The sequence below is a fragment of the Hymenobacter lapidarius genome (assembly GCF_001816145.1).
GTDB lineage: Bacteria > Bacteroidota > Bacteroidia > Cytophagales > Hymenobacteraceae > Hymenobacter > Hymenobacter lapidarius.
The window spans coordinates 174,576-201,430 of sequence record NZ_MDZB01000098.1 but is presented as its reverse complement, the minus strand read 5'-3'; the positions used below and the strand labels follow the sequence as shown (position 1 = coordinate 201,430).

Genomic DNA, 26,855 nt, shown 5'->3' with positions numbered 1-26,855 from the left:
GCCCGGTAAGAGCGGTGAAAGGCGTTGCCAGTGCGCGTCAGTGAGTAATGTGCGGTCTTTTTGCATCTTCAAAGCTACTTTAATTGTTCACGCGTCCTAGCATTGACAAAATTAATGTTGTAGGGCGATATACCTTGATTGGAAGGACTACAGACTTTGTAAGTTATGATGATGTAAGGACTGGTTGCATGTACTATACCGATGCTACTCATCCGGCAATTGTAGAAATCACGCGTTTGGATGTGGTCAACCGTGTCGTGTCGGGCCGGTTTGCTTTCACGCTGGAAACGCCCAGTTGCGGCAAGCTCGTAGTGACCGATGGGCGGTTTGATTCGCGCTTTTAATAGGCTTTACATTCACCCCTTTTCCACATGAAACAGCCAAATCCGGTTGCGACACGGTGCGCGTCACCAACGGCCGCTTCGACAAGCGTCTCTAGCTTCTATTTTGAAACCTAAGCCCAGCTTCTACCCCGCAACATGCGTGCTTCTTCTTCTCGCGCTGCTGAGCGGCTGCCACCGCGCCAGCTACCAGTTTCAAGGCGTTGGGGATACCTCGTTGCACCCGGCTACGGCGGTCCCTTCGTCTGCTACGGTACCTTCAACAGCCCCGTTTCACGCAACTGCTCCCGCGGCCTGGGCATCTTCGCGGCACGGGAGAACTAGCGGTTCATCCATCACCCGTAAAAAGAACAGGAGCAGAGTGCCGGTTGTGGCCGTGAAGAGGGTGCCGGTTGGCGCAACGCCTGCTGGCCGGGCGTTGGAATCGGTGCGGCCCGTAGCGCATCGGCGAGTGAAAGCCCGATTGCCCACTACTGCCCTCGCTAACGAACCGAACCCGCCGGAGCGCTACCGTTCCCGCGGAATTGCGCTGCTACTCGCCATTGTGCCCTTTTTCTACAGCATTCTCGGGCTGCACCGCTTCTATCTGGGTTATGCCGGACGCGGCATTGCCTACTTGTTGGGCGGCCTGCTGGCGGTTTCAGTAGTCTACTTTGAAGGGGTACTTCTCGGCTTTGGCAGCTTCAGCATTGCAGCCCTCCTTATACTTGGGATATTAATGGCCCTGATACTCTATGGTTTGCAAATTTCTGACGTTGTCCGAATCATTAACGGCAGATTGAAACCCAAAAACGGAGAGTATAATCCCGGCTTTTTTCAAACCAAACCCAGCATAAAAGTGCCCGGGCCGGAGCAGCGGTAACTACATCTCGTGGCCCAGGTCCCCGCGGGGTTCGGCGCGCTCGGCCACGGTGGTCACGCGCAGCTGCACCAGCTCCACGGCGCGGCGCGAGCGCTGCAGCACCCGGAACTCGTAGGGGTCGAGCACGGCCACGTCGCCCACTTCCGGAATGCTGCCGTAGATGACGTTGAGCAGGCCGCCCACGGTTTCGTAGTCTTCGCCCTCGGGCAGGGGGAAGGGGAGGTACTCGTTGGCGTCGGAGATGGGCGTGGCGGGGTTCACGCGGTACTCGTCCTCGGATACCTTCTCCACCACGGGCACCTCGTTGTCGTACTCGTCCTGGATTTCGCCCACCAGCTCCTCCATGATGTCCTCGATGGTGACAATGCCCGACACGCCGCCGAACTCGTCGCTCACGATGGCCATCACAATGTGCTTGCGCTGGAACTGCCGCAGCAGGCGGTTGATTTTCTTGGTTTCGGGCACGAAGAAGGGTGGCCGCATGATGCGGGCCAGCTCCACGGCCTCGCCGCGCCGGATGATGGGTAGCAGGTCCTTCACGTTGAGCACGCCCACGATGTTGTCGATGTTGCCCTCAAACACCGGCAGGCGCGAGTAGCCCTCGCTGAACACCACGTCGAGCAGGTGCTCGGCGGGCGCGTTCACGTCCAGGGCTGAGAGCTTGGTGCGGGGCACCATAATCTGCTTCACCATCCGGTCGTTGAACTGGAACACGTTCTCAATCAACTCGTGCTCGGAGTCCTGGATTTCGCCGCTTTCCTTGCTCTGGTCGAGCAGCATGCGCAGCTCGTCGGAGGTGTGGGCGTCGCTGCCGTGGGTGGAGACCACGCCGAACAGGCGCAGCGTGAGGCCCGACATCTTGTTGAGAATCCAGATGAAGGGAAAGCTCACCACGTAGAACACCCGCAGCGGCAGGGCCACGGCAATGCTCAGGGCTTCGGGCCGCTGAATGGCCAGCATTTTGGGCGCCTGCTCGCCGATGACGATGTGCAGCACCGTGATGGTGGCAAACGACACGGGCAGCGCAATCTGGTGGGCCAGCACGTCGGTCATGTCCAGGTTGAGGGCGTGCACGGCCCCCAGAATAATGGACGCCACCACGCTTTCGCCAATCCAGCCCAGGGCCAGCGAGGCCAGCGTGATGCCCAGCTGGCAGGCCGACAGGTAGGCCTCCAAATCCTGCAAGATGGTGAGCGTGAGCTTGGCCAGGCGGTTGCCCTCTTTGGCCTTGAGCTCGATTTGCGACAGGCGCACTTTGACGAGTGCGAACTCGGCGGCCACAAAAAATCCGTTTACTAAAACAAGTAAAACGGTGAATAATATTTTTAAACCCATGTGAATGGTCCCCGCGACACGGACGGTCTGGGGACCTTAGTTGCTCAAAAGTACGGAGTTTAGGGCGGCTGGTTGGGCCACTGAACTTTCCGGCCGTCAGTTTGTGGTACGGACAGCCTTATTTTGTAGTAGAATGCAGGTGTAAGAAACCACACGCCGGGCCGTCTAGCCTCCCAGGAAGGGGGAACGGATTCCGTCGTCAAAGCCTTTTCGCAAAGAGAAGAGGTAACACCAAACACCGGGCTTCTGGTTTGTAGTTATGAAGAAAAATTTGATAGGTAAGTTATTGTTGCTGTGGTTGTGGGCCCTCGCCCCGGCCACGGCGCAGATTCTCACACCCACGCATTTGAGCACCACCCTCAGCAAGCCCACCGCCAAGGTAGGCGAGGAGCTGGAGCTGATAATAAACGCCCGAATCGACAACACGTGGCACCTCTACGCCTCCGATTTTAGCGACGAGGTGGGGCCGGTAGTATTTACGCTGGCCCTCAAGCCCAGCCCCGCCTACGCCCTGGTCGGCAAGCTGCAATCCATCAAATCGCACCACGAGCAGGACGAAGTTTTTAAAGGCGAAGTGGCCTTTTGGGAAAAAACCGGCCAGCTGCGCCAGCGCATCCGGGTGCTAAAGCCCGGCCCCCTCACCATCACCGCCACCGCCGACTACCAGAGCTGCACCAACGTGGACGGTAAGTGCGTGCCCGGCAGCGATGTCCTCACCTTCGGCCCCATCACGGTAACCGGTGCCGCGGCAGTTGCTCCGGCGGCCTGGCCCCGCCGCCGGAGCACTGCCGCGGCCTCCGCAAGTCCTGCTGCCACCGCTGCCGCCCCGGCGGCCCCGGCCCTTGCGCCCACCGCGCCCGATACCGCCTCCCAGCCGGCTGCTTTTGCCGCCGCGCCCGCCCTGCCCGGTACTGCCGCGCCCGCCACCATGCAAAACCCGGAGGCCGCCACCGTGGCCCCCGCCGCCGCCGTGGCCGCCGAAGACCCCGTGAGCAAGGCCGGCGGGCTGTGGAGCTTCGCCTTGCTGGCGTTCACCTTCGGCCTGGCCGCGCTCATCACGCCCTGCGTGTTCCCCATGGTGCCCATGACGGTTTCGCTCTTCACGAGCGGCAACGACAGCCGGCAGCGCGGCATCTTCAAGGCGCTGGTGTACGGGGCCAGCATCATCGGCATTTACGTGCTGGTGGGTGTGCTCGTGTCGGCCTTGCTCGGCGAAGACGGCCCCAACCTGATTGCCACGCACTGGCTGCCCAACGTTATTTTCTTCGTGGTATTTGTGGTATTCGGCCTGTCGTTTCTGGGTTTGTTTGAAATCACGCTCCCGCACACCATCGTGAATACCGTGGACATCCAGGCCGACAAAGGCGGCTGGGGCGGCATCTTTTTCATGGCCCTCACGCTGGTGGTGGTGTCGTTTTCGTGCACTGCGCCCATTGTGGGCAGCATTCTGAGCCTGGCCGCGCGCGGCGAGCGGATTCAGCCCATTGTGGGCATGCTGGGCTTCTCGCTGGCTTTTGCGCTGCCGTTCACGCTGTTCGCCATCTTCCCGTCGTGGCTCAAGAGCCTGCCCCGCTCCGGCGGCTGGCTCAATACCGTGAAGGTGGTGCTGGGCTTTGTGGAGCTCATGCTGGCCCTTAAGTTTCTGAGCACCGCCGACCTGGCCTACCACTGGAACCTGCTGGACCGCGACGTATACATCGTGCTCTGGATTGTGCTCTCGGCCCTGCTGGGCTTCTACCTGCTGGGCAAGTTCCGGCTCTCGCACGACTCGCCGCTCGACCACCTCAGCGTGGGCCGCTTGCTGATGGCCGTTTTTGCCTTTGCTTTTGCCGTGTATTTGGTGCCGGGGCTCTTTGGAGCGCCGCTGCCCTTGCTGGCCGGCTACCTGCCGCCCCAGAGCAAGCGCGATTTCTCGCTGGCTACTGCCGGCACGGCGGCCCCCGTGGTCAGCACGGGCAGCAGCGCGGGCCAGGAAGTGCCCCGCTTTGGCGAATTTCTCGAACTGCCCCACAACCTGACCGGCTACTTCGACCTGGAGCAGGCCAAGCGCGTGGCGCGCCAACAGAACAAGCCTGTCTTCATCGACTTCACGGGCCATGCCTGCGTGAACTGCCGCAAGATGGAAGCATCGGTATGGAACGACCCGCAGGTGCTGGCACGGCTACGCAACGACTTTGTGGTGGTGGCCCTGTACGTGGACGACAAAACCGAACTGCCCGAAAGCGAGTGGTACACTTCGCCCCGCGACCAGCAGCTGAAAAAGACCCTGGGCAAGCAGAACGCCGACCTGCAGGTGACCCGCTACGGCTTCAATGCCCAGCCCTACTACGTCATCATCGACCCCAATGAGGCAACCGGCAAACCGGTGGTAGCGCCCATTGCCTACGAGCCCGACGTAGCCCAGTTTGCTGCTTTCTTAGATGCTGGTCTCAAGCAGTTTACCGGTCAGCGTGCCCCGGTAGCAGTGCGCTAAGTGCCCTGTTGCCCGGGCTGGGCCGTAGTTTTGCACCCGCTTCACCATCGGTTTAAACACGAAGAGGCGACCCCCACCCAGAGGTCGCCTCTTCCTAATGTGAGGAGCGCACCCACCCAGATGCGCCGCCCCGTTTTCCCCTCTTCTCCTCCGTATTAAACCCTGACCGTAGCATAGGGCATGTGCCTTTTGCTGAAAAAAGAGCGTAGTGTAAAGCCAATAAATCAGCGTTTTACTGCTATTTTTCCGTGTTGCGTTGATGCCGGGGCCTGCTGCCTTGGATTGTAACAAATGTAAGCGAGTGGGGTAGATAATGCAAACTGCACACTTCTTTAACTCTAAATTTGAAATAAATTTAATTTTTACCCGTTAGTTTTGTATTCCTTTTAATTCTTTTCTGCATAAAATGGCACGTAATTACGAACTTGATGATACCGACCGCAATATCCTGAACCTGCTTATTCAGGACGCTAAAATGCCTTACACCGAAATAGCCCGCAAGGTGAACGTATCGGGGGGCACGGTGCACGTGCGCATGGCCCGCCTTGAGGAGCTTGGCATCGTGCAGGGCGCCACGCTGCGCATCGACTACCAAAAGCTGGGCTACGGCGTGAATGCGTTCCTGGGCATCTACCTGCTCAAGAGCTCGGTATACACGAGTGTGGTGCAGCAGCTGCGCGACATTCCGGAGGTGGTAAACATCTATTTCACGACGGGTGCCTATGGCGTTTTTGCCCGGTTGGTCTGCCGCGATACGCACCACTTGCGCGACGTGCTGCACGACCGGATTCAGCCCATTGAGGGCATTGAGCGCACCGAAACCCTGATTTCGCTGGAGGAAGTGGTCAACCGGCCCGCCCAGCTAACCTAACCTCCCGCACCGGATTATTGGCAGCGCCAGCGTTGTGTGTGATGAAACACACGGCGCTGGCGCTGTGGCGTAGCGGAGGCGCCCGGTGGGGCCGCGGCCATCTTCCGGCGCAGGAAGCGAAACGCCACACACGCCCGGCGGGCGTACTTTTGCGCCACGTTTATGCCTACTCCATCGCCCGCCACGCTGCTCATCCAAACCGCTTTCATTGGCGACGTTATCCTGATGACGGCGCTGCTGGAGCACTTGCACCGCACCGAGCCGGGCACGCCGGTGGACGTGCTGGTGCGCCGCGGCAACGAGGGCCTGCTGCTGGGGCACCCCCACGTGCGGGAAGTGCTGATTTGGGACAAAAAGCACCGCAAATACGCCGCTTTGTGGGACCTGCTGCGCCAGATTCGGGCCCGGCGCTACGGCCGCGTGGTCACGCTGCAGCGCTTTGCCAGCACGGGCTTCCTGACGGCCTTTTCGCGGGCGCGGGAGCGGGTGGGCTTTGCCAAGAACCCGCTGAGCCGGTTTTTTACGCAGCGCGTGCCGCACCCCATTGGCGACGGCACTCACGAGGTGACGCGTAACCTGCGCCTGCTGGGGGCCGGGCCCGGCGCTGCGCTGCCCCGGCTCTACCCTTCGGCCGCCGACGAAGCCCACGCCCTCGCGCTGGCCAGTGCCGGGCCATATGTGTGCCTGGCGCCCACGTCGGTGTGGTTCACCAAGCAGTACCCCGAAGAAAAGTGGCTGGAGCTGCTGGCCGCCCTGCCGGCCACGCTGCGGGTGTACCTGCTGGGCGGGCCGCCCGATACCGCGGCCTGCGCGCGTCTGCTGGTCGCCAATGGGCGCGAAAACGTGGTCAACCTGAGCGGGAAAATGAACCTGCTGGCTTCGGCTGCGCTCATGCGCGGGGCAGTGATGAACTACGTGAACGACTCGGCCCCTATGCACCTGTGTTCGGCCGTAGGGGCGCCCGTGACGGCCATCTTTTGCAGCACCGTGCCCGCGTTCGGGTTCGGGCCGCTCTCGCCGGTGTCGCACATTGTGCAAACGACGGAGGCGCTGGCCTGCCGGCCCTGCGGCCTGCACGGGCACGGCGCCTGCCCGCTCGGGCACTTTCGCTGCGCGCATAGCATTGCAGTGGGGCAACTACTGGAATCAGTTAACAGTTATCAGTGAGCAGATATCAGTTAACAGTGAACATCTATCAGTGGACAGTGCAAGACGTTCTGAATTGTTCACTGCTCATTGATAACTGTTAACTGATATCTGCTCATTGTACCTTTGTGTTACTTATGCTTGACTATCACATTCACGAATATCCCAACGGTATCCGCCTCTTACACAAGCAGGTACTGCATACTAAAATTGCGCACTGCGGCTTTTTGCTGGACATTGGCTCGCGCGATGAGGCCCCGCACCAGCAGGGCCTGGCCCACTTCTGGGAGCACATGGCCTTTAAGGGCACTACCAAGCGCAAGTCGTTCCACATCCTCAACCGCCTCGAAACCGTGGGCGGCGAGCTGAACGCCTACACCACGAAGGAGAAAATCTGCTTTTACGCTTCCTTGCTCAGCACGCACTTCGAGCGGGCGTTTGAGCTGCTGACCGATTTGACGTTCAACTCCGTGTTTCCGGGCCGGGAAGTGGAGAAGGAGCGGGGCGTGATTCTGGAGGAGATGAGCATGTACCAGGACGCCCCGGAAGACGCCATCATTGATGATTTCGACACTGTGGTGTTCGGTGACCACCCGCTGGGCGTGAACATTCTGGGCACCCGCGAGAGCGTGAGCCGCTTCCAGACGGTTGATTTCCATACCTTTTTGCAGGAGCAGATGCGCACCGACCGGCTGGTGTTCAGCTCGGTGAGCAACCTGCCCTTCGCGGAAGTAAAGCGGCTGGCTGATAAGCTACTGGCACCGCTGCCGGCCCGGCTGGGCACGCGCGTGCGCCGGCCGGTGGGCGGTTACGAGCGCAAGTCGCAGGTAGAAACCCGGCCCATCACGCAGGCGCATTGCCTGGTGGGCGGCCCAGCCTATTCGCTGAACGACCCGCGCCGCATTCCGTTTTTCATGCTGAACAACATCCTGGGCGGGCCCGGCATGAATTCGCGTCTCAACCTGGCCGTACGGGAAAAGTACGGCCTCGTGTACACCATCGACAGCACCTACTCGCCCTACACCGACACTGGTTTGTTCGGCATTTACTTCGGCACCGAAGGCAAGCAGGTGAAGCGCACCCTGGGCCTGGTGCAAAAGGAGCTGAAGCTGCTGCGCGAAAAGACTTTGACCACCAACCAGCTGCACACCGCCAAGCACCAGCTGATGGGCCAACTCGCCATGAGCGAGGAAAGCAACGGCGGCATGATGCAGCTCCTCGGCAAAAGCACCCTCGACCTGGGCCGGGTGGAGCCGTTGAGCGAAATCTTCGATAAAATCGAGAAAATCTCGGCGGCCGAGTTGCGCGAAATGGCCAACGAAGTGCTGACCGAAGAGCACCTGAGCGTGCTGCAGTACGTGCCGGAGGGGAAATGAGCACGGCAGTTTTCGGCCACGTAGGCAGCTACCGGCCGGGCGACACTTTCCGCAATCGAATTGAACTGGCGTTGAGCGGTGTGCACCGGCCGCGGCGGGCGGGCGTGTGCGGCACCCAGCAATTAGGTGCGGAAAGCATTGTATTAGCCGGCCAGTATGAAGACGACCAGTTTGACGAAGAAGAAATCCGCTACGCCGGCAACGGCGGCCGCGACTCCAAAACCGGCCACCAGATAACTGACCAAGTAGCCACCGGCACCAATCTGGCCCTGTTGAAAAGCCAGGAAACCGGCTTGCCGGTGCGCGTGCTGTGCAAGGTGCCAGCCGAGGACGGTGGCGCGGATGTGTACCGCTACGAAGGACTTTATCGGATTGTGAGCTCCAGCTACGGGCCGGGGAAGTCGGGTTTTCAGGTGTTCGTGTTTCGATTGCGGAGTGCGGCCGATTTTTTTTAGCCCGCAGAGGGCGCGGAAGATTGCGCAGAAGTCGCAGAACGTTCTGCGACTTCTGCGCAATCTTCCGCGCCCTCTGCGGGAAATCTTAACTGGTATGACCGACCCCATCCAAACCTACGCCGAGCAACACACCGCGCCCGAGTCGCCGCTGCTCGCGCAGCTCACCCGCGAAACGCACCTGCAAACCATGACGGCGCGCATGAGCAGCGGGCACGTGCAGGGGCGCTTGCTGAGCATGATTAGCCACCTCATGCGGCCGCGCCGGGTGCTGGAAATCGGGACTTTTTGTGGGTATGCCACGCTGTGCCTGGCCGAGGGCCTGGCCCCAGACGGGCGCCTGCACACCATCGAAATTGACCCTGAAAAGGAGGCGCGCATTCGGCGCTACGTGGCGGCGGCTGGCATCACGGAGCAAGTGCGGCTGCACATTGGAGCCGCACTCGACGTTATGCCGCTACTGGTCGATGAAGAGTGGGACTTGGTCTTTATTGACGCTGATAAGCGGAATAACGATGCTTATTTTGAGGCAGTCATCGGGCAGGTGCGTCCGGGTGGATTGCTCATCGTAGACAATGTGCTGTGGAGCGGTAAGGTGCTGCCCACGCACGAGGTACGAAGCGGCGACAAGGACACGCCGCACGTGCGGGCTTTCAACGACAAAGTAGCGCAGGATGCGCGCGTAGAGCCGGTTTTTCTGCCGCTGCGCGATGGCCTGCTGCTGGTGCGAAAGAAGTAGCTGCCTGCGCCCACTTGACTGGTTAATTAACGTGGGCCGGCATTTTACGGCTGGCGGTTTTTGCTTTTCTTCGGTTGTATGCGGCTTTTTCTCGGACTGTTTTTCTTGCTATTGGCCGGAGGGAGCGTGGCTCAAGCCCAGGCGCCTACCACCGTGAGCGGGCGCGTGACCGATGGCAAAGACCAGTCGGCGCTCATTGGGGCCAACGTGCTGCTCATCCGCCTGCCGGACTCGACGAGAACCGGCGCGGCAGCCGCTGCCGAGGGCCGGTTCCAGTTTGATAACGTGGCCGCCGGCCGCTACATCATCGACGCCTCTTTTGTGGGCTACCAGAAGCTGAGCCAGGCCGTGACCGTGAGCGGGACGCCCGTGCGGGTGGGTGCCCTGGCCCTGCAAACCGGCGGCGTGCAGCTCAGAGGCGTGGTGGTGACGGGCCAGGCCGCGCAGTCGGTACAGAAGGGCGACACCACCCAATTCAACGCCAAAGCCTTCAAAACCAACCCCGATGCCAACGCGCAGGACCTCATCACGAAGATGCCCGGCGTGAGCGTGGGCACCGACGGTAAGGTGCAGGCCCAGGGCGAAAACGTGCAGCGCGTGCTGGTTGACGGCAAAGAATTCTTCGGCAACGACCCCGACGCCGTGCTCCGCAACCTGCCCGCTGAGATGGTGGACAAGGTGGAAGTATTTGACCAGCGCAGCGAGCAGAGCCGCTTTTCGGGTTTCGACGACGGCAACACTACCAAGACCATCAACATTGTGACCAAGGTGGCATTCCGCAACGGCACCTTTGGGCGGGTGCTGGCCGGGGCCGGCACGGAGCGCTACAAGGCCAGCGGCAATGTGAATAACTTCAAGGGCAACCGCCGGATTTCCGTGTTGGCGCAGTCCAACAATGTGAACGAGCAGAACTTTGGCACCGAGGACCTGCTGGGCGTGGTGGGCAACTCCAACCAGGGCGGGGGCGGCCGTGGGGGCCGCGGCGGCGGCCAGGGCGGCGGGGGCAATGGCGGCAATGCCGGCGATTTCCTGGTGAACCAAAGCGGCGGCATCACCAAAACCAACGCGGTGGGCCTCAACTACTCGAACGCCTGGAACAAGAAAACCGAGCTGTCGGCCAGCTACTTCTTCAACCGCGCCAACAACACCGTGTTCAGCAACACGCAGCGCCAGTACGTGCTGCCGCAGCAGGCCAGCACCACCTACAACCAAAACGCCAACACCAACAGCCTCAACACGAACCAGCGCTTCAACATGCGCCTGGAGCACAAGATTGACTCGGCCATGTCCATCCTGTTTCGGCCGCGCTTCAGCTACCAGCAAAACGAGGCGGTGAGTGCGGTAGACGGCCTCACGCGCCGCAGCGGCACCGAGCAGAGCCGCATCACGAGTAATTATAATTCCGACAACAACGGCCTGAACACGGGCGGCGACCTGCTGCTGCGCCGCCGCTTTGCCAAGCCCGGCCGTACCGCCAGCCTGAATGTGGGCGGCACCTACAGCCAGCGCGACGGCAACACCGCCCTGCGCACCGCCGACACCGGCTCGGCCCGCAACAACCTCAACCAGACCAGCACGCTGAACCAGAACGGCGGCAGCATCAACGCCAACGCGTCGCTGACCGAGGCCCTGACCAAAACCGACATCCTGCAAGGGAATTACGCCATCAACTACGCGCCCAACAGCTCAAGTAAGTACACCTACGACCTGCTCACCGGCGACACCCGCCTCCTGAACGAAGGCCTGAGCAACGTATTCGATACCTACTACCTCACGCAGTCGGGCGGGCTCACCTACCGGCACATCAATCCCAAGTACCAGGCCAGCATCGGGCTGTCGGGCCAGCACGCCGAGCTGTACAGCGACGCGCAATTTCCGCGGCCCAGCATCGGGCGCTACACCTTCGTGAACGTGCTGCCTAACGCCAACGTCAACTACCGTTTCACGCGCCAGAAAAACCTGCGCTTCAACTACCGCACCAGCACCAATCCGCCCAGCGTGAACCAGTTGCAGGCCGTGGTGAACAACTCCAACCCGCTGCAGCTCACCATTGGCAACCCCACGCTGCGCCAGGAGTTTCAGCATTCGGTCAACTTCCGCTACACGGCTTCGAGCCCGGAGGTGGCCAGCAACTTCTTCGCCCTGCTGGCTGGCTCCTACCTCCAGAACCCCATTGCCAACCGCACCCTAGTGGCGGCCCGCGACACCACCGTGGTGCCCGAGGGCGCGCCCGGCGTGCGCCTGCCGGCCGGCGGCCAGCTCACCCAGCCCACCAACCTGAGCCAGCAGTACACCCTGCGCTCGCTCATCAGCTACGGGCGGCCCATCAAGGCCCTCAAAACCAACTTGAACCTGAGCGCCAACGCCAACTACACCCAGACGCCGGGCATTGTGAACGGTGGCCTGAACTACGCCCGGGTGCCTTCGTTCGGGGCCGGCCTCACGCTCAGCTCCAACATCAGCCCCAACCTGGATTTCACGGCGTCCACCACGTCGAGCCAGAATTTTGTGCGCAACACGCTGCAGTCTAACCTTAATACCAACTACTTTGCGCAAGTCACGCGCTTCCGCCTGGGCTGGATAGTGGGGCCGGGCATCAACCTCCAAACCGACCTCGTGCACCAGGCCTACTCGGGATTATCGGCCGGCTTCAACCAGCAGTACACGCTGTGGAATGCCAGCGTGGGCAAAAAGCTGTTTCCCGGCCAGCGCGGCGAAATCCGCGTGTATGCCTTCGATTTATTGAGCCAGAACCGCGCCATCCAGCGCAACGTGACGGAGGCGTACTACGAAGACGTGCAAACCAACATTCTGCAGCACTATTTCATGCTGATGTTCACCTACAACATCCGCAGCGGCAATGTGGTGGCGCCCGTTGAAAGCCCGGAAAACCGGGGCGACCGGGGTCTGGGCCGGCCCGACGGCGGCGGCCGGCGCGAGGGCGGCCGGCCGTAGCCAGGCCGGCGCCGGTTTTTCTGGCCAAAAATCAGGTTCTTTGCAGCTTCCGGGCAGGCGGCGGCCGCGGTGGTCGCCGCCTGCCCGCCTTATTTTATGCGAAATTCGATTGCGTTATTTTTCCTGCTATTGACTTTGGCGGGAGCTGCGGTAGTCACACCGGCCAAGGTTCTGGCCGCCCCCATCGTACCAGCTTATATGGATGTGCTGGGGTTGCGCCTGGTGCTAAATGCCGAAGCCCAGCGCCTGGTGCAGCTAAAGGCCGACGGCCTGACCCGCCACCCGCCCTCGTTTCAGGCGCGGGTAAACTTGGCCGATGCCGCATTCCCTATCATCGACCGCGTGCTGAAAGAAGAAGGCGTACCGCTTGATTTCCGCTACTTGGTGTTGCAGGAAAGTGCCTTGCTGGGCGATGCCGAAAGCGTGAGCCAGGCGGTGGGCTACTGGCAGCTGAAGCGTGAAACCGCCAGCGAACTGGGCGTGGTGATGAACAGCGCAGTAGACCAGCGCAAGCACCTGGTGGTAAGCACCCGCGCTGCCGCCCGCTACCTCGTTCGCAACAATGCCGGGCTGCGCAACTGGCTCAATGCCCTGCTCAGCTACAACACCGGCCTGACGGGCGTGAAGCCCTATACGCTGCCCACCGACGCCAACGCGACGGAAATGGCCATCACCGAGCGCACGTCGCCTTACGTACTGACCTTTTTGGCCCACAAGCTGGTGTTTGAGCCCGCCTGTGGCCTGAATCCCAACCCGCCGTTGCGCTTGCAGGAATTTCCGGCCACCGCCGGCCAAAACCTCGAAAGCCTGGCCCTGGCTCTGCACACCGACGCCGCAAGCCTGGCCGTGCACAACCGCTGGCTGCTGGCCGCCGCCGTGCCCACCGACCGGCCCTATACCCTCCTGGTACCCATCGGCGACGTGACCCAGGCCGCCGGCATCATTGCCAACCAACGCCTGCAAAGCATCAAAGAGCTGCTTATCGCGCCCGAGGTAAGCCCCTCAACCACGGCCGAAGTGCGCCTCAATAGCCTGCGGGCCATCATCGCGCTGCCCGGCGAAACCATTGCCGACCTGGTCCGCCGCGGCCGGCAGCGGCCGCGCGACTTCCTGCGCCACAACGAGCTAACCGCCTTCGACGCCGCCATAACGGGCCGCCCCTACTACCTGGAAAGCAAGCGCGACAAAGGAGCCGTGGAGTACCACGTGGTGCAGCCCGGCGAATCGGTATTCGACGTGTCCCAGAAATACGGCATGCGCAAGCGGGCCATATTGGCCAAAAACCGCATGGCCCGCAACGAGGAGCTGCGCACCAGCCGCCTGCTGTGGCTGCGGCACGTGCGCCCCCGCGAGGTGGCCGTAGAGTACCGCTCACTGCCCGAAAGCCGGGGCCTCGAACGTGCGGTGGCTGCAGCACGCCCCGCACGTGCGGAAGCCGAAACCCAAACCAAACCCGCCGAGCCACTCTTCAAAAGCAATAAAAAAAGCACCGTCAAAAACCGCCGAATGGAGGCTGAGGATGGTTGGGGCGAAGCCCTGCCCAGCCGCAACGCGCCGGCCGTAGCCGTTGTGATGCCGGCCCCTGTGCCAGCCCCGGTACCGGCCCCGGTTCGCCCGCCTGCCCCGGCCCCCGAGGCGGTTGTCTCGCAGCTGCCGCCTCCCGCTTCGGCGCCCGCCCCGGCTCCATTGGCTGATGAGCCCAGTGCAGCCGAGCTGGAGCCTGCTCCCGCCGTGGAACCCGTTGCAACCAGCTTAATTGCGGCGGCTCCAGCGCCAGCTCAAGCGCCTGCAACGCCAGTACCTGCTGCTGTTGCTACTGCGCCCGCGCCCGTCGCGCGCCCCACTCCGGCAGCGCCCCCCGCGCCCGTTGCGCCCCCCCGTGGCGTCGCCCTCCGTTGCAACGGTTCCCGCAACCCACCAGGTAGCGCCGCGCGAGTCGGTGTATTCCATCGCCCGGCTCTACCAGATGCCGCCTGCTACGTTAATGGCCCTCAATAACCTGACCCTGCCGGCTAACCTGCTCATCGGCCAGGTGCTGCAGCTGAAGGCGCCGCTAGCCCAGCCGGTATATGCAGCCCCGGTGCCACCGGCGCAGGCGGCTGGGGTGGTGGGGCAGCGCAACCCAGCCATTTATACTCCCAAGGCGGCCGTTGCGCCAGTGGCTGCCGCGCCAGGAGTATCGTTTGGGGCTGCCAGTCAGCACACCGTTGTGAAAGGGGAGAGCCTCTTCAGCATTTCCCGCTTGTATAAAGTGAAGGTAGCAGACCTGCAGGTCTGGAACGGCAAACTGGATGAGAGCGTGAAAATTGGCGAAGTGCTGCGGGTGCAGGCCAGCGCCAAGTAGGCCGGCGAGCAGGGGTGCTACACGCGGCGGAACTCTATTCGGCGAGCAAGTTTAGGTCGGGCTGACCTTCAGCCAACTACGCCAACGCGCCAAAAAAACGCAGCGCTCAGGGAATCAGGCAGCAGGCAAATGGGGTTTGGGAATGCCCGCCACTCGGGGGTATCTTTACTAAAATGAGGAATGGAGAATGAGGAATGAAGAATTCTCAGACGACAATTCTTCATTCCTCATTCTCCATTCCTCATTAAGCGCAGCGCCTAATGCCCGTTTTCTCGCACCTGCACTCGCACACCCAGTACTCGCTGCTCGACGGCCAGGCCAGCATTTCGGCCCTGATGAAGAAGGCGCAGAAGGACGAGATGCCGGCCGTGGCCCTCACCGACCACGGCAACATGTTCGGGGCGTTCAACTTCGTGGCCGAGGCCAACAAGTACAACGTGAAGCCCATTGTGGGCTGCGAGTTCTACATGGTGCAGGACCGCCACAAAAAGGCCTTCAGCCGGGAAAAGGGCGAGCGCGACACCCGCCACCACCAGCTGCTGCTGGCCAAAGACCAGGCCGGCTACCACAACCTGAGCAAGCTGTGCTCGATGAGCTTCATCGAGGGCCTGTATTCCAAGTTTCCGCGCATCGACAAGGAACTGCTGCTGCAATACCACGAAGGCCTGATTGCCACCAGCTGCTGCATCGGCGCCGAGATTCCCCAGACCATCCTCTTCGGTACGGAAGCCGAGGCTGAGGAGAAGCTGAAGTGGTGGCTGGATGTGTTCGGCGACGATTTCTACATCGAAATCCAGCGCCACGGCCTGATGAATTTCGACGGCACCGGCAAAAGCCAGGAAGACGTGAACCAGGTGCTGCTGGGCTTTGCCCAAAAGCACAACGTGAAGGTCATCTGCACCAACGACTCGCACTACGTGGACCAGACCGACTACGCGGCCCACGACCTACTGCTGTGTGTGAACACCGGCGAGGAGCACAGCATCCCGGTCGGCGACATCCGCACCAACTACTACACCCTGGTGTCGGGCAAGGGCGAGGTGAAGTACGATTTGCTCGACAACCTGCGTCGGGACCACAGCCGCGACGAACGCGCCCAGCGCCAGCTGCGCCGCATTGACGAGGAGCTGCAGAAGCCCAAGCCGCACACCCGCTTCGGCTTCGCCAACGACCAGTTCTTCTTCAAGAACCAGGCGCAGATGAACGAACTGTTTGCCGACGTGCCGCAGAGCGTGGACAACACCAATGAGATTGTCGATAAAATCACGCCCCCGAAGCTGGCCCGCGACATTCTGTTGCCCAACTTCCCCATTCCGGCCGAGCACGCCAACGCCGACGCCTTCCTGCGCCATCTCACGTACAAGGGCGCCTTTGAGGGGCCGAAGCCGCGCTACTCCGTGCGCACGCCTGAAATTGAGGAGCGGCTGGACTACGAGCTGCGCATCATCCAGACGATGGGGTTTGCGGGGTACTTTCTGATTACGCAGGACTTCATCAACCACGGCCGCTCGGTGGGCGTGGCGGTGGGGCCGGGCCGGGGCTCGGCGGCGGGCTCGGCGGTGGCCTACTGCGTGGGCATCACCAACATCGACCCGATTAAGTACTCGCTGCTGTTTGAGCGGTTCCTGAACCCGGAGCGCGTGTCCATGCCCGACATCGACATTGACTTTGACGACGTGAATCGTCAGAAAGTCATCGACTATGTGGTGGGCAAGTACGGCAAAACGCAGGTGGCCCAGATTATCACCTTTGGCACTATGGCCGCCAAATCGTCCATCAAGGACGTGGCCCGCGCCATGGAGTTGCCCCTGCCGCAAACCAACGACCTGACCAAGATGGTGCCCGAAAAGCCCGGCACTACGCTGGCCGGGGCTTTTGCCGAAAACCAGGAGCTGGACATGATTCGGCGCGATGAGTCGCCGGAAAACCTCAAGGGCCACATTCTGCGCTTGGCCACGCAGCTCGAGGGCTCGGTGCGCAATACCGGCATTCACGCCGCCGGCGTCATTATTGCGCCGGACGACATCACGAAGTATATCCCCGTTTCGACCTCCAAGGACTCGGACCTGCTCATCACGCAGTTCGACGGCAAGGTGATTGAGAGCGCCGGCATGCTGAAGATGGACTTTCTGGGGCTCAAAACCCTGACCGTCATCGTGGATGCCATGAATTTGATTGAGCGCAACCACGGCGTGAAAATCGACATCGACGAAATTCCGCTTGATGACGAGAAGACTTACGCTCTCTACCAGCGCGGCGATACCATCGGCACCTTCCAGTTTGAGTCGGAAGGCATGCGCCAGTACCTCAAGGACCTGAAGCCGACCAACATCGAAGACCTGATTGCCATGAACGCCCTGTACCGCCCGGGCCCGATGCAGTTCATCCCGAACTTCATCAACCGCAAGCACGGCCGCGAAGAAGTGGTGTACCCGCACGAGTTGCTAAAACCCATCCTAGAGTACAGCCAGGGCATCATGGTGTACCAGGAGCAGATTATGCAGACGGCCCAGATTCTGGCCGGCTACTCGCTCGGCGGCGCCGACTTGCTGCGCCGCGCTATGGGCAAGAAGGACATGAAAAAGATGGCCCTGGAGCGCGAGAAGTTCATCGAGGGCGCCAAAAACCTACACGGCATCGTGGCCAAAAAAGCCAACGAAGTGTTCGACGTGATGGAGAAGTTCGCCGAGTACGGCTTCAACCGCTCGCACTCGGCCGCCTACTCCGTGGTGGCCTACCAGACCGGCTACCTCAAGGCCAATTACCCAGCCGAGTACATGGCCGCCGTGCTCACGAACAACATGGGCGACATCAAGAAGGTGACCTTCTTCATTGAGGAAGCTCGCAAGCAGGGTGTGCCCGTACTGGGCCCCGACGTGAACGAAAGCCTCCTGAAATTCAACGTGAACCAGGAAGGCGCCATTCGCTTCGGCATGGGCGCGGTGAAGGGCGCGGGTGAGCTGGCGGTGGAAAGCATGGTGCAGGAGCGCGAGACAGCCGGCAACTACTCCGACATCTTCGACTTTGCCAAGCGTGTGAACCTGCGCACCGTGAATAAGAAAACCTTCGAAAGCCTGGCCCAGGCCGGCGCCTTCGACGGCTTCGACAAGCACCGCCGCCTGTACCTGGATGCCCCCGCCGGCGACCAAAGCCTGATTGAAAAGGCCATGAAAATGGGCCAGCAGCACCAGGCAGCCAAGGAATCGGCGCAGCACAGCCTGTTTGGCGCCGGAGCCTTTGGTGCGGTGGCCGCGCCGCTGCCCAAGATGCACGAGATGGAGCCCTGGAGCAAAACCGAGCAGCTGCGCCGCGAAAAGGAAGTGGTGGGCTTCTACCTCTCGGGCCATCCGCTGGACAGCTACAAGCTGGAGCTGGACGCCTACTGCACCTGCGGCCTCGACAAGGTGGACGAGATAAAGAACAAGGAGCTGGCGGTGGCCGGCCTCATCAACAACGTCCTGTTCAAAACCACCAAAACCGGGCAGCCGTTTTGCACCTTCACCCTGGAGGATTACGAGACGAGCATCAACCCGGCCCTGTTCCGCGACGATTACACGAAGTTCGCGCCCCTCATTAACCCGCGCAATTACCCCAACGAGCAGGTGCCGCCCATGTACGTGCGCCTCAAGCAGGAGCTGCGCCGCCACACCCAGGACCAGTGGGACCTGCGCATCCTGACCATGGAGCCCCTGTCGGAGGTAGCCGAAAAACGCAGCAAGGGCGTGCGCGTGCGCCTCGACTTGCGCACCGTGACCAGCCTCATGCTCGACCGGTTGGAAGAAGCCATCGAAGCCGCGCCGGGCAGCAAGCGCCTGGAAATCCAGTTTGCCGAGCCGCACGAGCATCTGGCCGTGGACATGTTCTCGCGCCGCTTTCAGATTGAGCCGAAAACCTTCATCCAGAAAATGCACGATATGGAAATGGAAGTCTGCACCTTGATATAAACAACCTGATAACGTCATGCTCAGCTGGCGTCCGCGCAGCCGAAACATCCTTGCTGAACTTTCCTCCGTACACGATGTTTAACCATCCAATCTGCTACCTTGCGACCCCGTTGGCCGTACACGCCAGAATAATTCTAACCCAACCCAAACCGTAATGGGACACAAAGCAATTGAAATAACCGACGCCAACTTTGACGAAATCATCAGCGGCGACAAGCCTGTATTGGTTGATTTCTGGGCCGAATGGTGCGGCCCCTGCCGCATGGTAGGCCCTGTAGTGGAAGAACTTGCCGGCGAATACGAAGGCAAAGTCATTGTGGGCAAAGTGGACGTTGATGCCAACCCCCAGACGTCGATGAAGTATGGCATCCGCAGCATTCCCACGCTGTTGGTGTTCAAAAATGGTCAAATCGTGGACAAGCAGGTTGGTGCCGTGCCCAAGCACGTACTAGCCCAAAAGCTCGAAGCACAGGTAACGGCGTAAGTCTGTTTTCCTTTTTGCTAAAAAAGCCTCTCGCCGTTTTGGTAAGGGGCTTTTTCGGTTTCAGAAGGTGTCATGGGTGTACTAGAGCAGGGCTTGGCCGCACCTGGCCCGGCGGGTCCGGGCTTCCATGCGGGTTTTGGTCCGGAGCTGCTTCTGGAGGGAGCGGAGCTGGCGCTGGCGCTGCATGGGCGTGGTCACGCTTTTGCCCTCCTCCAGGCCGAGCATGGTCAGCACTGGCCGGCGGGACAACGACGAGGACTTACGTGCCTTGTTGGAAGTTGACTAGGTGCTTTCGGCCGCTTTGGCTTTGGCCGTGCGTGCTGTGGCAGCGGCTTTGCGTGGTGTTGCGGTAGGATTTTCGGGGGAAGAGCCGGCTGCAGTGGCATAAACGGCGGGGGCTGTGAACAGCAGTAAGCCTCCCGCGAGCATCATGGAGTAAAGGGTATGCTTCATAGTAAGTCGAAAAGGGGTTTTTGAGTGTTTGGAGAATCGAAGGTGACTTTGTACCCAGTATATGGTACTAAAGTAAGGTTCGTTATCACAAATAGCAATTAAATTGCATAAATGTCATAATATTATATGTAATCATAATAGCTCATTAGTCCTGGTATGGGATGTAATTTGTTTGTAATTGGGGTTTTCCTGATAGTTAAATTGTCTTGCGCATCATCGCAAAAAAAGACCGGGGAAGACAGGCGCGGATTGCCAGGGCCGCTTGGGTCCGTCGTGCGCTGATCCGTGAAGCCCCGCCTGCAATCCGTACCTGCGCATACCTACTCCGGCAAGCTCCTGCCCGCCCTGGCAGGGCCTTGTGGCGAGGGTAGTTACCCGTTTTCTGGCCCTAGCTAGCGCCTTGCAGCCGCAGCGGCGGCCCGGTGAACATGCATTTTTATTGCTCCATGGAAACCGAGCGAGCTGAGCAATTGGAGCGGGATGCGCGGCCCGGCGGCTAACTTGCGGCTCGTAATTCACGCCTTACACTTCCCATCCCGCCCATGCGATACGCCCCCCTGGCTCCCCAGCTTTTTGTTGAAAACCGCCGCCGTTTCTGCGAGCAGCTGCCACCGGCTTCGTTGGCCATCTTCCAGTCGAACGACATCATGCCGACTAATGCCGACGGCACCCTGGCTTTCCGGCAAAACAATGACCTCTACTACCTCAGCAGCGTCGACCAGGAAGAAAGCATCCTCGTGCTGTTTCCGGATGCGCGCCTGCCGCAGCACCGCGAAATCCTGTTCTTGAAGGAAACCTCCGAGCATATTTTGATTTGGGAAGGATACAAGCTGACCAAAGACGAAGCCAAAACCAATTCCGGCATCCGCACCATTATGTGGCTGGAGAGCTTCAAAACCGTGCTGCCCGCCCTCATGAACGAGGCCGAAAACGTGTACCTGAACTCCAACGAGCACATCCGGGCCGTGGTGGAAGTGCAAACGCGCGATGCCCGCTTCATCAAAGCCATTCGGGAGCAGTACCCGCTGCACACCTACCGCCGCGCCGCGCCGCTGCTGCATCGCCAGCGCGCCATCAAGAGCCCGGAGGAAATTAAGGCCATGCGCACGGCCTGCGACATCACCGAAAAGGCGTTTCGGCGCCTGCTGGGCTTCGTGAAGCCCGGGGTATGGGAGTTTGAGATTGAAGCCGAAATCGTGCACGAGTTCATGCGCAGCCGCAGCCGCGGGCCGGCCTACGGCAGCATTGTGGCCAGCGGCAAAAACGCCTGCGTGCTCCACTACACCACCAACGACAACCAGTGCCAGGCCGGCGACGTGATTCTCCTGGACTTCGGGGCCGAATACGCCAACTACGCCGCCGACCTTTCGCGCAGCATTCCCGTCAACGGCAAATTCACGCCGCGCCAGCGCCAAGTGTACGATTCCGTGCTGGCCGTGATGGACTTCGCCAAAACGCGCCTCGTGCCGGGCGGCGAAATCGAGGCCTACCACCAAGCCGTGGGCGAACGCATGGAGCAGGAGCTCATCAAGCTCGACCTGCTGAATGCCGCTGATGTGAAGAACCAGGACCCCGCCGCGCCCCTCTACAAGAAGTATTTCATGCACGGCACCAGCCACTACCTAGGCCTCGATGTGCACGACGTGGGCTATAAGTACCGCACCTTCGAAGCCGGCATGGTGTACACCGTGGAGCCCGGCATCTACATTCCGGAAGAAGGCCTGGGCATTCGCCTGGAGAATGATATTCTGCTCACCGCCAGCGGCAACGAGGACCTGATGGCTAACATCCCCCTACAGGCCGATGACATTGAGGCCCTAATGGGTAAGGCGTAAGCGCCTGAACGAGAGTGAGAACAGCAAAAAAGAACGTCATGCTGAGCTTGCCGAAGCATCTCTACCGTGTTACTAATCAATTTTAGTATTGCGGTAGAGATGCTTCGGCAAGCTCAGCATGACGTTCTTTTTTGTCAGCGTGACGCTCTGGTTGTTGTGAGAAAAAAGACCGAAAACCCGCTTATCTGGCTGTGGCCTGCACAATCTGCGGCAGGTACTTGGCCAGGGCCTGCACCTGCGAGCGGGTAAAGTTGCCCTCCACCGATACCAGTACGAACGAGTCTGCCACGTCAGGGAGCTTGCCCGTAGCGGCAAACTCGGAAACCCGGTCACCATTGGCGCGCACCGACACCTGGTAGTCGCTGCCCAGCGTGGTGCCGGTGGACAGGGGTTCGTATTTGTTGCCTTGCAGGATGCCCGTGGCCTCTTGCAACAGCCCCTGCTCGGCCAGGTTCTGGGCCGAGCCGGTGGTGGGGGCGAAGGAGATAACGCGCGCTTTGCGAATGCCTGTGATTGCATTGGTAAGCTCGGAGCCTCCCAGCAGCTTGGCGGCTTTCACCAGGGCCATGCGCTCGAGCAAGTCGGCGGACCAGTCGGCGGTTTTGAAGCCGGAGCGGTTATCGTATTTCGAGAAAAACGAGGCTACCGTGGTAGCGGGCGTGCCGGGGCCACCGGCGCGGCAGCCCACCAACAGCAGAAACAAAAAGAGGGCGGGGAGGCGAAGTTTTAGAATCATAAAGCAAAAGTGACGAGAAAAGTGGTGCGTTATACGCACGCAACCCCTGCTACAGTTGCAAAGCCACGATTCAAAGACAGTGGGGCGGCGCTACCTGCCTTGGCTCGCCAGGGCGTTATCAGTTCCTTTCAGACCTTGCCGATGGCTGTTTGTCCTGGCGGTGCGGCGGGCGGGTAGCTCCCGTGGCGTGTAGTCCCCTTCCGGTAATTTCACGGTAAGTACCGCTATATTTAGCTGCGAACTGTGTGTTTTACACCGTCGGCTTACCCTCCTTGCATGAACTACCTGCTATTCATAAGTTCGGCGGCGCTTGCCCTCGGCTACCATACCGCAGGCGCCCAGGCGCCCGATTCTACCACTCACAAACCCCAATGGTACGTGGGAGCGGGCGTGGCCCTGCAGCAGTATTGGGATTTTAATACACCTTATGTGCGGTTGAAGCCCGTGAATGTGCTGGTTGGCCGCAGCATCGGGACCCGCACTGCGCTCCAGGCAGCCCTTCAGTTCGGAGGTCGTAATCAGGAACATTCCGAGCAAGGCACTGATTATTTAACGGGGGAACCCTACACCCTCTACACAGAGGAGAAAACACGTGGTGCCGCGGCTACGCTGCTGGTGCGGTTTAGCCGCAGCCGCCCGCAGCGGCACCTCCAGTTTGACTGGTTGGTTGGCGGAACCGTATTGTTTGGCCGGGAGAGGTTAAACGCAACCACTACCAAGGCTAGCGGCAAAGAGTCCTATAAGGGGCCTGTAAACACGAGCTTCTCTCCTCATTTGGTGGGCGGGATAAGCCTGCGCTACCTGCTGGGGCCGCGCCTGGCCCTGGGAACAGAATTCACGCTAAACAGAAACGTGTCCATCCCGCTAACCAGTGCTTTGGGAATATTGCTGACGGGGACGGGGGCGAACGTGCATCTGACCTATCAACTGGGCCAGGCTCATCCCTAGGCCCGGTTCCGCGCCGGCAGCAAGCGCTAGAAAACGACCGAATTCATAAAAAACACCTCGCGGGAAGGGCCAGCTGCGGGGTGCACGCGCTGGTAGCCCGAAGCCACGAAGCGGCTGCCAAACCACGGCATCACGTCGGACTGCGACGTGTCGCTGATGCGCTCCACGCCCACGGTGGTCCCACCCGAACCGGTTTGAATGGGCACGTGGTGGTCATTGGGCGACGACTCGGCCCGGTTGATGAGCTTGTAGCGCAGCTTGTCTTCGTCGAGGTAAGCCAGCGCCAGCCGCCCGTCGGGCAGGGTTTGCAGGCGCACGGCTTCCTCCAGGGTGCGGCGGCGTAGGTTTTCTACCACAAAAGTGTTGTCCCAGAGCAGCGCGCCGGAGCGGTCGAAGCCGCACACCAGCGCGTGGGTGGTCTGGTAGCCATCAAACACGCGCGAGTTGCCGCCGTAGGAGCCGAGCTGCGAAGCTCCGGCGTTGAATGCCGCCGGGAGGCTGCCGTAGTTGTTGTAGCGGTAGTGCGGGTAGTACACCTCGGCCACCAGCACGTAGCCGCCGTCGGGCTGGGGCAGCAGCTCGTGCAGCAGCAGGCGGTAGCGCCAGCGCAGGGGCGGTACCGAGCGGGCAATGCGGCGTTCGGTGCGTTCACGGAGCTTGGCCTGGCGCGCCGGCTTGAGGTAGTCGAAAAAGTGCTTCAGGCGCAGGAAATCATAAAAGCGCAGCGGGGGTTTGGCGCCGGTGCCCGCCGCGGGGCGCAGGTCGGTGGCAAATAGGCCTTGAGCATAATTGGGGTCGCGCAGGGAATAGGTGCCCATCAGCAGGCGGGCGGTGGTGTCCTGCGGCGGCGTGAGCTGGGCCGTAATTAGGCTCCGGTCGCTCTCGGCTTGCACAAACTCGGAGCTCACCAGCTGGCCCTGCTCCGTGAGCTGCTTGAGGAGCAGGCGGGACTTGCGGCCGTTGGTTTGGCTGAGTACGTATTCGGCCCGACGGCTGGCGGCATCCGCCACAAAGGTAAACTGGGTGGGCAGGGGCTCGTAGATGGACGAGAGGTACTGCATCTGGCCGGTGGCCACGTTGAGCAGCAGGGCCGTAACGTGGAGCTGGTCGTTGAGCAGCACCGTGGCAAACAGGCGGCCTTCGAGGGCCTTTAGCTCCACTATTTCCCGGCTCAGGCGGGTGTCAAACTGCTGGGTGCGCACCTGGCCCAGGCGGCCGTTGTAGGCAGCGGCCAGCAGGCGGCCGGGCGTGCTGCGTGACGTGAAAAGGGCGTACACGGTGTTGCCTTCGGCACACATCCGGTTAAAGTCAAATTCATCGGGGATTTCCAGCGGCGTGTCGTTCCGCAAGCGCAGCCCTTGGTCGTACTGTTGAAACGCAAAGGTGGACTTATTGGAAAACGGCCGGTCGCGGCCCACCAGCAGCACCACCGTGCTGTCGAGGGGCAGGGGCTGCACGTGCACTTCGCTTTCCGAAGCCGTGAGGGGCAGCTCGGTGCGGGCCGGCTGCACCGGGGCGTGGGCCGGCGCCGGCGCAAGAACGCGCTTTTGGGCCCAAAGTGCCGGCGCGCCAGCCAGGACCCCATAGGTGAGCAGCAGGGAAAAGTAGCGAAGTTTCATGCCCTTCAGCTTAAAGAAAGCAACTGTGTACACGCCACTGCTACCAGTGGTTATCGTTTTAAAGATACAACCGAAGCCCGCCTTTTTGTTCTGTGCAATCCGCTTTATTTGGTGCCCAGCGCCAGTATGGCGTCAAACTCTTCGGGCCGCACCAGCAGCACCGACAGGCGCGACTGGCGCAGCAGGGCCAGTTCGCTCAGGCGGGCATCGGCCTTGAGCTGGGCCAGGCTCACGGGCCGGGGCAGGGGCTGCACCGGGCGCAGTGCCACGGCCACCCACGGCGAGCCAGCTTCGGCGGTGGCATCGGGTGCGGCCGGGGCGGCTACTTCGGCAATGCCCACCACGGCTTTTTCGCTCACGCTGTGGTAGAACAGCACCAGGTCGCCGGGCTGCATCAGGTTGAGGTTGTTGCGGGCCTGGTAGTTGCGCACGCCGGTCCAGGCGGTGCCGTCTTCGTGCACAAACGTGGCCCAGGAATACGCTTCGGGTTCGGATTTAACCAGCCAGTGCGTCATCATCAATCAAAAAGTGGGGGAAGCAGCGGCCCGTAGCGTGAGCCGGTGGCGTTGCACCACAAAGTAAGCTCCTGCGTCACGCACCAGCCCGGTCAGCCACTGGCCTACAGAGAAAATCCCAAGTCGAAGCTCAGGATGTCGGCGGTAAGGTCGGTGCTGCGCTGGTAGTGCGCATAGCGCAGGTCCACCGACCGGAACCGCATGACGCGCGCCCGGCCCGCGCGGTCGTGGCCCGGCACGCGAAAGCGGCCGATGCTGTACACCGGCGAGTAGCGCAGGCCCAGGCCCGTTTTGTGGGCCGTGAAACCCGACAGGTCGTAGTCGGACGTGTAGTATTTATCAGCAATAGAATGGCCCAGGTAAGGGGCAAAGTAGGTAGAAGCCGTTTGCTGATGGTAGCGGTAGAAGGGGTACAGCACGAAAAACGGCGTCACTTTCACCGGCAGCTCCAACTCAAACGTGTGGGCCTGAATACCGAAATTGTCGTTGTAGAAGCGGTAGTAAGAGCGAATCTGGACCAGGTCCGACGCGTAGTAGTTCAGCCGCAGCCCCACCGGGTACTTGAAGCGGGAGCTGGGCAGCTTTTCGACCCGGGCCGCCGAGGGCGCGAGGGGCGCGAAGCTGTTGTCGACCGTGAGCGCACGGTTTGGGTCGGGATTATCGAAAAAATACACCCGGTGAAACGGCGTGCTCAGCAGCCCGTTTTGCTGCACCAGCTCTGTGCTGATGCCCACTTGCAGGCGCTTGGTCAGGACTTGTGAGTACGAAACTGACACGTTGTAGCTCTGGCGGGCGCCATCGCCCACGGCCGGGGTGCCGCGCAGCTCAATGGGCCTGATTAGGGTAGCCTGGTCGATAAAAACCTGGGCCGTGATGCCCAGCTGCCGGTTGCCATCGGCCGAGGTCTTGGCGAAGGAGCCCACCCCGTTGAACGACAGGTAATCGTATTCCTGCGAGAAACCCACTCCCGCGCCCCACTGCGTGCCCCGGGCCTTTTGCTCGCGGGTGTAGCCAAAGTCGGCGTGTATCCGCTCGTCGCGGCTGGAGGGCGTGGACAGGGCAAAGTCAATCCGGTCGGTGGAGGCGGAGGCGTAAAAATCGGTGCCGATGTTGACGGTCAGCCGGCTCACCGTATCCAGCGGGATATTGAGGATAATGGTGGGCGTCAGGTCGGTTAGCTGCTCGGTGCCGCGGCCGCCTTCCACCGCGCCGTGGGTACCGTCCTGCTGGTAGTAGCTGCCCAGAATGTCGATGGTGGCTTCGTCGCGGGCCCGGTTTACGGGCACGGTAGCCGCCGCCGGGGCACCGAAGCCGTCTACCCGGTTCGGCAGCAGTGGCGTACCGCTCGGCTGATTCTGGGCCAGCACCGGCGCGGCAAGCAGCACGGCGGCCAGCAATTGAAGTAGTAAGTGTTTCAAGGAATTCAT

The 26,855-nt window shown here is 61.0% G+C and carries 22 protein-coding genes; 15 read left to right on the top strand and 7 right to left on the bottom strand.

Annotated features, from left to right (window positions below; genetic code table 11):
- The first annotated feature begins 83 nt into the window (after positions 1–83).
- Both BEN47_RS23085 and BEN47_RS09220 read left to right on the top strand, forming a co-directional pair.
- Positions 84–344: a Riean_0653 family protein gene (locus tag BEN47_RS23085; RefSeq protein ID WP_498365943.1), complete on the top strand. Its 261-nt coding sequence runs from the start codon at positions 84–86 to the stop codon at positions 342–344.
- A 460-nt stretch (positions 345–804) separates the two neighbouring features.
- Positions 805–1,203: an NINE protein gene (locus tag BEN47_RS09220; RefSeq protein WP_125921595.1), complete on the top strand. Its 399-nt coding sequence runs from the start codon at positions 805–807 to the stop codon at positions 1,201–1,203.
- Here BEN47_RS09220 and BEN47_RS09215 read toward each other — a convergent pair whose 3' ends face one another.
- A complete protein-coding gene (locus BEN47_RS09215; RefSeq protein WP_070727496.1) occupies positions 1,204–2,538 on the bottom strand; it encodes a hemolysin family protein in 1,335 nt (444 codons plus the stop codon). It abuts the gene before it with no gap.
- A 259-nt stretch (positions 2,539–2,797) separates the two neighbouring features.
- On the opposite strand from BEN47_RS09215, the gene BEN47_RS09210 reads away from it, so the two are divergent.
- The 11 genes from BEN47_RS09210 (at position 2,798) to trxA (ending at position 19,322) form a co-directional block, all read left to right on the top strand.
- A complete protein-coding gene (locus BEN47_RS09210; protein ID WP_070727492.1) occupies positions 2,798–5,011 on the top strand; it encodes a protein-disulfide reductase DsbD family protein in 2,214 nt (737 codons plus the stop codon).
- Between the two features lie 406 nt (positions 5,012–5,417).
- Positions 5,418–5,882: an Lrp/AsnC ligand binding domain-containing protein gene (locus BEN47_RS09205; RefSeq protein WP_070727489.1), complete on the top strand. Its 465-nt coding sequence runs from the start codon at positions 5,418–5,420 to the stop codon at positions 5,880–5,882.
- Positions 5,883–6,044: 162 nt separating this feature from the next.
- On the top strand, positions 6,045–7,049 hold the full coding sequence (locus tag BEN47_RS09200; protein ID WP_070727486.1) for a glycosyltransferase family 9 protein: 1,005 nt from the start codon (positions 6,045–6,047) through the stop codon (positions 7,047–7,049).
- Positions 7,050–7,165: 116 nt separating this feature from the next.
- Positions 7,166–8,404: a M16 family metallopeptidase gene (locus tag BEN47_RS09195; protein ID WP_070727483.1), complete on the top strand. Its 1,239-nt coding sequence runs from the start codon at positions 7,166–7,168 to the stop codon at positions 8,402–8,404.
- Positions 8,401–8,859, top strand: a complete 459-nt coding sequence (locus BEN47_RS09190) for a YDG/SRA domain-containing protein (RefSeq protein WP_070727480.1) — start codon at positions 8,401–8,403, stop codon at positions 8,857–8,859. Before BEN47_RS09195 ends, BEN47_RS09190 begins: the two co-directional genes overlap by 4 nt.
- Positions 8,860–8,953: 94 nt before the next feature.
- Positions 8,954–9,595, top strand: a complete 642-nt coding sequence (locus BEN47_RS09185) for an O-methyltransferase (protein ID WP_070727478.1) — start codon at positions 8,954–8,956, stop codon at positions 9,593–9,595.
- A gap of 78 nt (positions 9,596–9,673) precedes the next feature.
- Positions 9,674–12,550, top strand: a complete 2,877-nt coding sequence (locus BEN47_RS09180; RefSeq protein ID WP_070727475.1) for a TonB-dependent receptor — start codon at positions 9,674–9,676, stop codon at positions 12,548–12,550.
- A gap of 96 nt (positions 12,551–12,646) precedes the next feature.
- On the top strand, positions 12,647–14,548 hold the full coding sequence (locus tag BEN47_RS09175) for a transglycosylase SLT domain-containing protein (RefSeq protein WP_083322277.1): 1,902 nt from the start codon (positions 12,647–12,649) through the stop codon (positions 14,546–14,548).
- Entirely contained in the window at positions 14,535–14,894 is a 360-nt protein-coding gene (locus BEN47_RS20265) for a LysM peptidoglycan-binding domain-containing protein (RefSeq protein WP_070727468.1), read from the top strand. Before BEN47_RS09175 ends, BEN47_RS20265 begins: the two co-directional genes overlap by 14 nt.
- A 260-nt stretch (positions 14,895–15,154) precedes the next feature.
- Positions 15,155–18,838, top strand: coding sequence for a DNA polymerase III subunit alpha (gene dnaE, locus BEN47_RS09165; RefSeq protein ID WP_070727465.1), 3,684 nt, complete (start codon positions 15,155–15,157; stop codon positions 18,836–18,838).
- Positions 18,839–18,992: 154 nt separating this feature from the next.
- Entirely contained in the window at positions 18,993–19,322 is a 330-nt protein-coding gene (gene trxA, locus BEN47_RS09160) for a thioredoxin (protein WP_070727463.1), read from the top strand.
- An 81-nt stretch (positions 19,323–19,403) separates the two neighbouring features.
- Here the strand turns inward: trxA and BEN47_RS21415 are convergent, their stop codons facing one another.
- Together BEN47_RS21415 and BEN47_RS21410 are read right to left on the bottom strand one after the other, a co-directional pair.
- Positions 19,404–19,571 carry a hypothetical protein gene (locus BEN47_RS21415; RefSeq protein ID WP_158010952.1) on the bottom strand — a complete coding sequence of 56 codons (168 nt, stop codon included), beginning with the start codon at positions 19,569–19,571 and terminating at the stop codon, positions 19,404–19,406.
- A 33-nt stretch (positions 19,572–19,604) separates the two neighbouring features.
- Positions 19,605–19,775, bottom strand: a complete 171-nt coding sequence (locus tag BEN47_RS21410) for a hypothetical protein (RefSeq protein WP_158010950.1) — start codon at positions 19,773–19,775, stop codon at positions 19,605–19,607.
- 542 nt (positions 19,776–20,317) lie between these two features.
- On the opposite strand from BEN47_RS21410, the gene BEN47_RS09155 reads away from it, so the two are divergent.
- Complete coding sequence (locus BEN47_RS09155; RefSeq protein ID WP_070727459.1) at positions 20,318–21,610, top strand: aminopeptidase P N-terminal domain-containing protein; 1,293 nt, start codon at positions 20,318–20,320, stop codon at positions 21,608–21,610.
- Between the two features lie 181 nt (positions 21,611–21,791).
- Here the strand turns inward: BEN47_RS09155 and BEN47_RS09150 are convergent, their stop codons facing one another.
- Entirely contained in the window at positions 21,792–22,346 is a 555-nt protein-coding gene (locus BEN47_RS09150; protein WP_070727455.1) for a DUF4252 domain-containing protein, read from the bottom strand.
- 276 nt (positions 22,347–22,622) lie between these two features.
- On the opposite strand from BEN47_RS09150, the gene BEN47_RS09145 reads away from it, so the two are divergent.
- On the top strand, positions 22,623–23,294 hold the full coding sequence (locus tag BEN47_RS09145; RefSeq protein WP_070727452.1) for a hypothetical protein: 672 nt from the start codon (positions 22,623–22,625) through the stop codon (positions 23,292–23,294).
- 26 nt (positions 23,295–23,320) lie between these two features.
- On the opposite strand, the gene BEN47_RS09140 is transcribed toward BEN47_RS09145, so the two are convergent.
- The 3 genes from BEN47_RS09140 to BEN47_RS09130 all read right to left on the bottom strand — a co-directional run bounded on the left by BEN47_RS09140 (position 23,321) and on the right by BEN47_RS09130 (position 26,855).
- The gene (locus tag BEN47_RS09140; protein WP_125921594.1) at positions 23,321–24,913 is read right to left on the bottom strand and encodes a hypothetical protein; all 1,593 of its coding nucleotides are present in this window, start codon (positions 24,911–24,913) and stop codon (positions 23,321–23,323) included.
- Between the two features lie 104 nt (positions 24,914–25,017).
- Complete coding sequence (locus tag BEN47_RS09135; protein WP_317039491.1) at positions 25,018–25,431, bottom strand: EVE domain-containing protein; 414 nt, start codon at positions 25,429–25,431, stop codon at positions 25,018–25,020.
- 101 nt (positions 25,432–25,532) lie between these two features.
- Positions 25,533–26,855 carry a DUF3570 domain-containing protein gene (locus BEN47_RS09130; protein ID WP_083322275.1) on the bottom strand — a complete coding sequence of 441 codons (1,323 nt, stop codon included), beginning with the start codon at positions 26,853–26,855 and terminating at the stop codon, positions 25,533–25,535.

Excerpts from the sequence above, each read along its gene's own strand:
- BEN47_RS09215 (WP_070727496.1), bottom strand. The coding sequence starts at position 2,538 with ATGGGTTTAAAAATATTATTCACCGTTTTACTTGTTTTAGTAAACGGA.
- BEN47_RS09210 (WP_070727492.1), top strand. The coding sequence starts at position 2,798 with ATGAAGAAAAATTTGATAGGTAAGTTATTGTTGCTGTGGTTGTGGGCC.
- BEN47_RS09205 (WP_070727489.1), top strand. The coding sequence starts at position 5,418 with ATGGCACGTAATTACGAACTTGATGATACCGACCGCAATATCCTGAAC.
- BEN47_RS09200 (WP_070727486.1), top strand. The coding sequence starts at position 6,045 with ATGCCTACTCCATCGCCCGCCACGCTGCTCATCCAAACCGCTTTCATT.
- BEN47_RS09195 (WP_070727483.1), top strand. The coding sequence starts at position 7,166 with ATGCTTGACTATCACATTCACGAATATCCCAACGGTATCCGCCTCTTA.
- BEN47_RS09190 (WP_070727480.1), top strand. The coding sequence starts at position 8,401 with ATGAGCACGGCAGTTTTCGGCCACGTAGGCAGCTACCGGCCGGGCGAC.
- BEN47_RS09185 (WP_070727478.1), top strand. The coding sequence starts at position 8,954 with ATGACCGACCCCATCCAAACCTACGCCGAGCAACACACCGCGCCCGAG.
- BEN47_RS09180 (WP_070727475.1), top strand. The coding sequence starts at position 9,674 with ATGCGGCTTTTTCTCGGACTGTTTTTCTTGCTATTGGCCGGAGGGAGC.
- BEN47_RS09175 (WP_083322277.1), top strand. The coding sequence starts at position 12,647 with ATGCGAAATTCGATTGCGTTATTTTTCCTGCTATTGACTTTGGCGGGA.
- BEN47_RS20265 (WP_070727468.1), top strand. The coding sequence starts at position 14,535 with ATGGCCCTCAATAACCTGACCCTGCCGGCTAACCTGCTCATCGGCCAG.
- dnaE (WP_070727465.1), top strand. The coding sequence starts at position 15,155 with ATGCCCGTTTTCTCGCACCTGCACTCGCACACCCAGTACTCGCTGCTC.
- trxA (WP_070727463.1), top strand. The coding sequence starts at position 18,993 with ATGGGACACAAAGCAATTGAAATAACCGACGCCAACTTTGACGAAATC.
- BEN47_RS21410 (WP_158010950.1), bottom strand. The coding sequence starts at position 19,775 with ATGAAGCATACCCTTTACTCCATGATGCTCGCGGGAGGCTTACTGCTG.
- BEN47_RS09155 (WP_070727459.1), top strand. The coding sequence starts at position 20,318 with ATGCGATACGCCCCCCTGGCTCCCCAGCTTTTTGTTGAAAACCGCCGC.
- BEN47_RS09150 (WP_070727455.1), bottom strand. The coding sequence starts at position 22,346 with ATGATTCTAAAACTTCGCCTCCCCGCCCTCTTTTTGTTTCTGCTGTTG.
- BEN47_RS09145 (WP_070727452.1), top strand. The coding sequence starts at position 22,623 with ATGAACTACCTGCTATTCATAAGTTCGGCGGCGCTTGCCCTCGGCTAC.
- BEN47_RS09140 (WP_125921594.1), bottom strand. The coding sequence starts at position 24,913 with ATGAAACTTCGCTACTTTTCCCTGCTGCTCACCTATGGGGTCCTGGCT.
- BEN47_RS09135 (WP_317039491.1), bottom strand. The coding sequence starts at position 25,431 with ATGATGACGCACTGGCTGGTTAAATCCGAACCCGAAGCGTATTCCTGG.
- BEN47_RS09130 (WP_083322275.1), bottom strand. The coding sequence starts at position 26,855 with ATGAATTCCTTGAAACACTTACTACTTCAATTGCTGGCCGCCGTGCTG.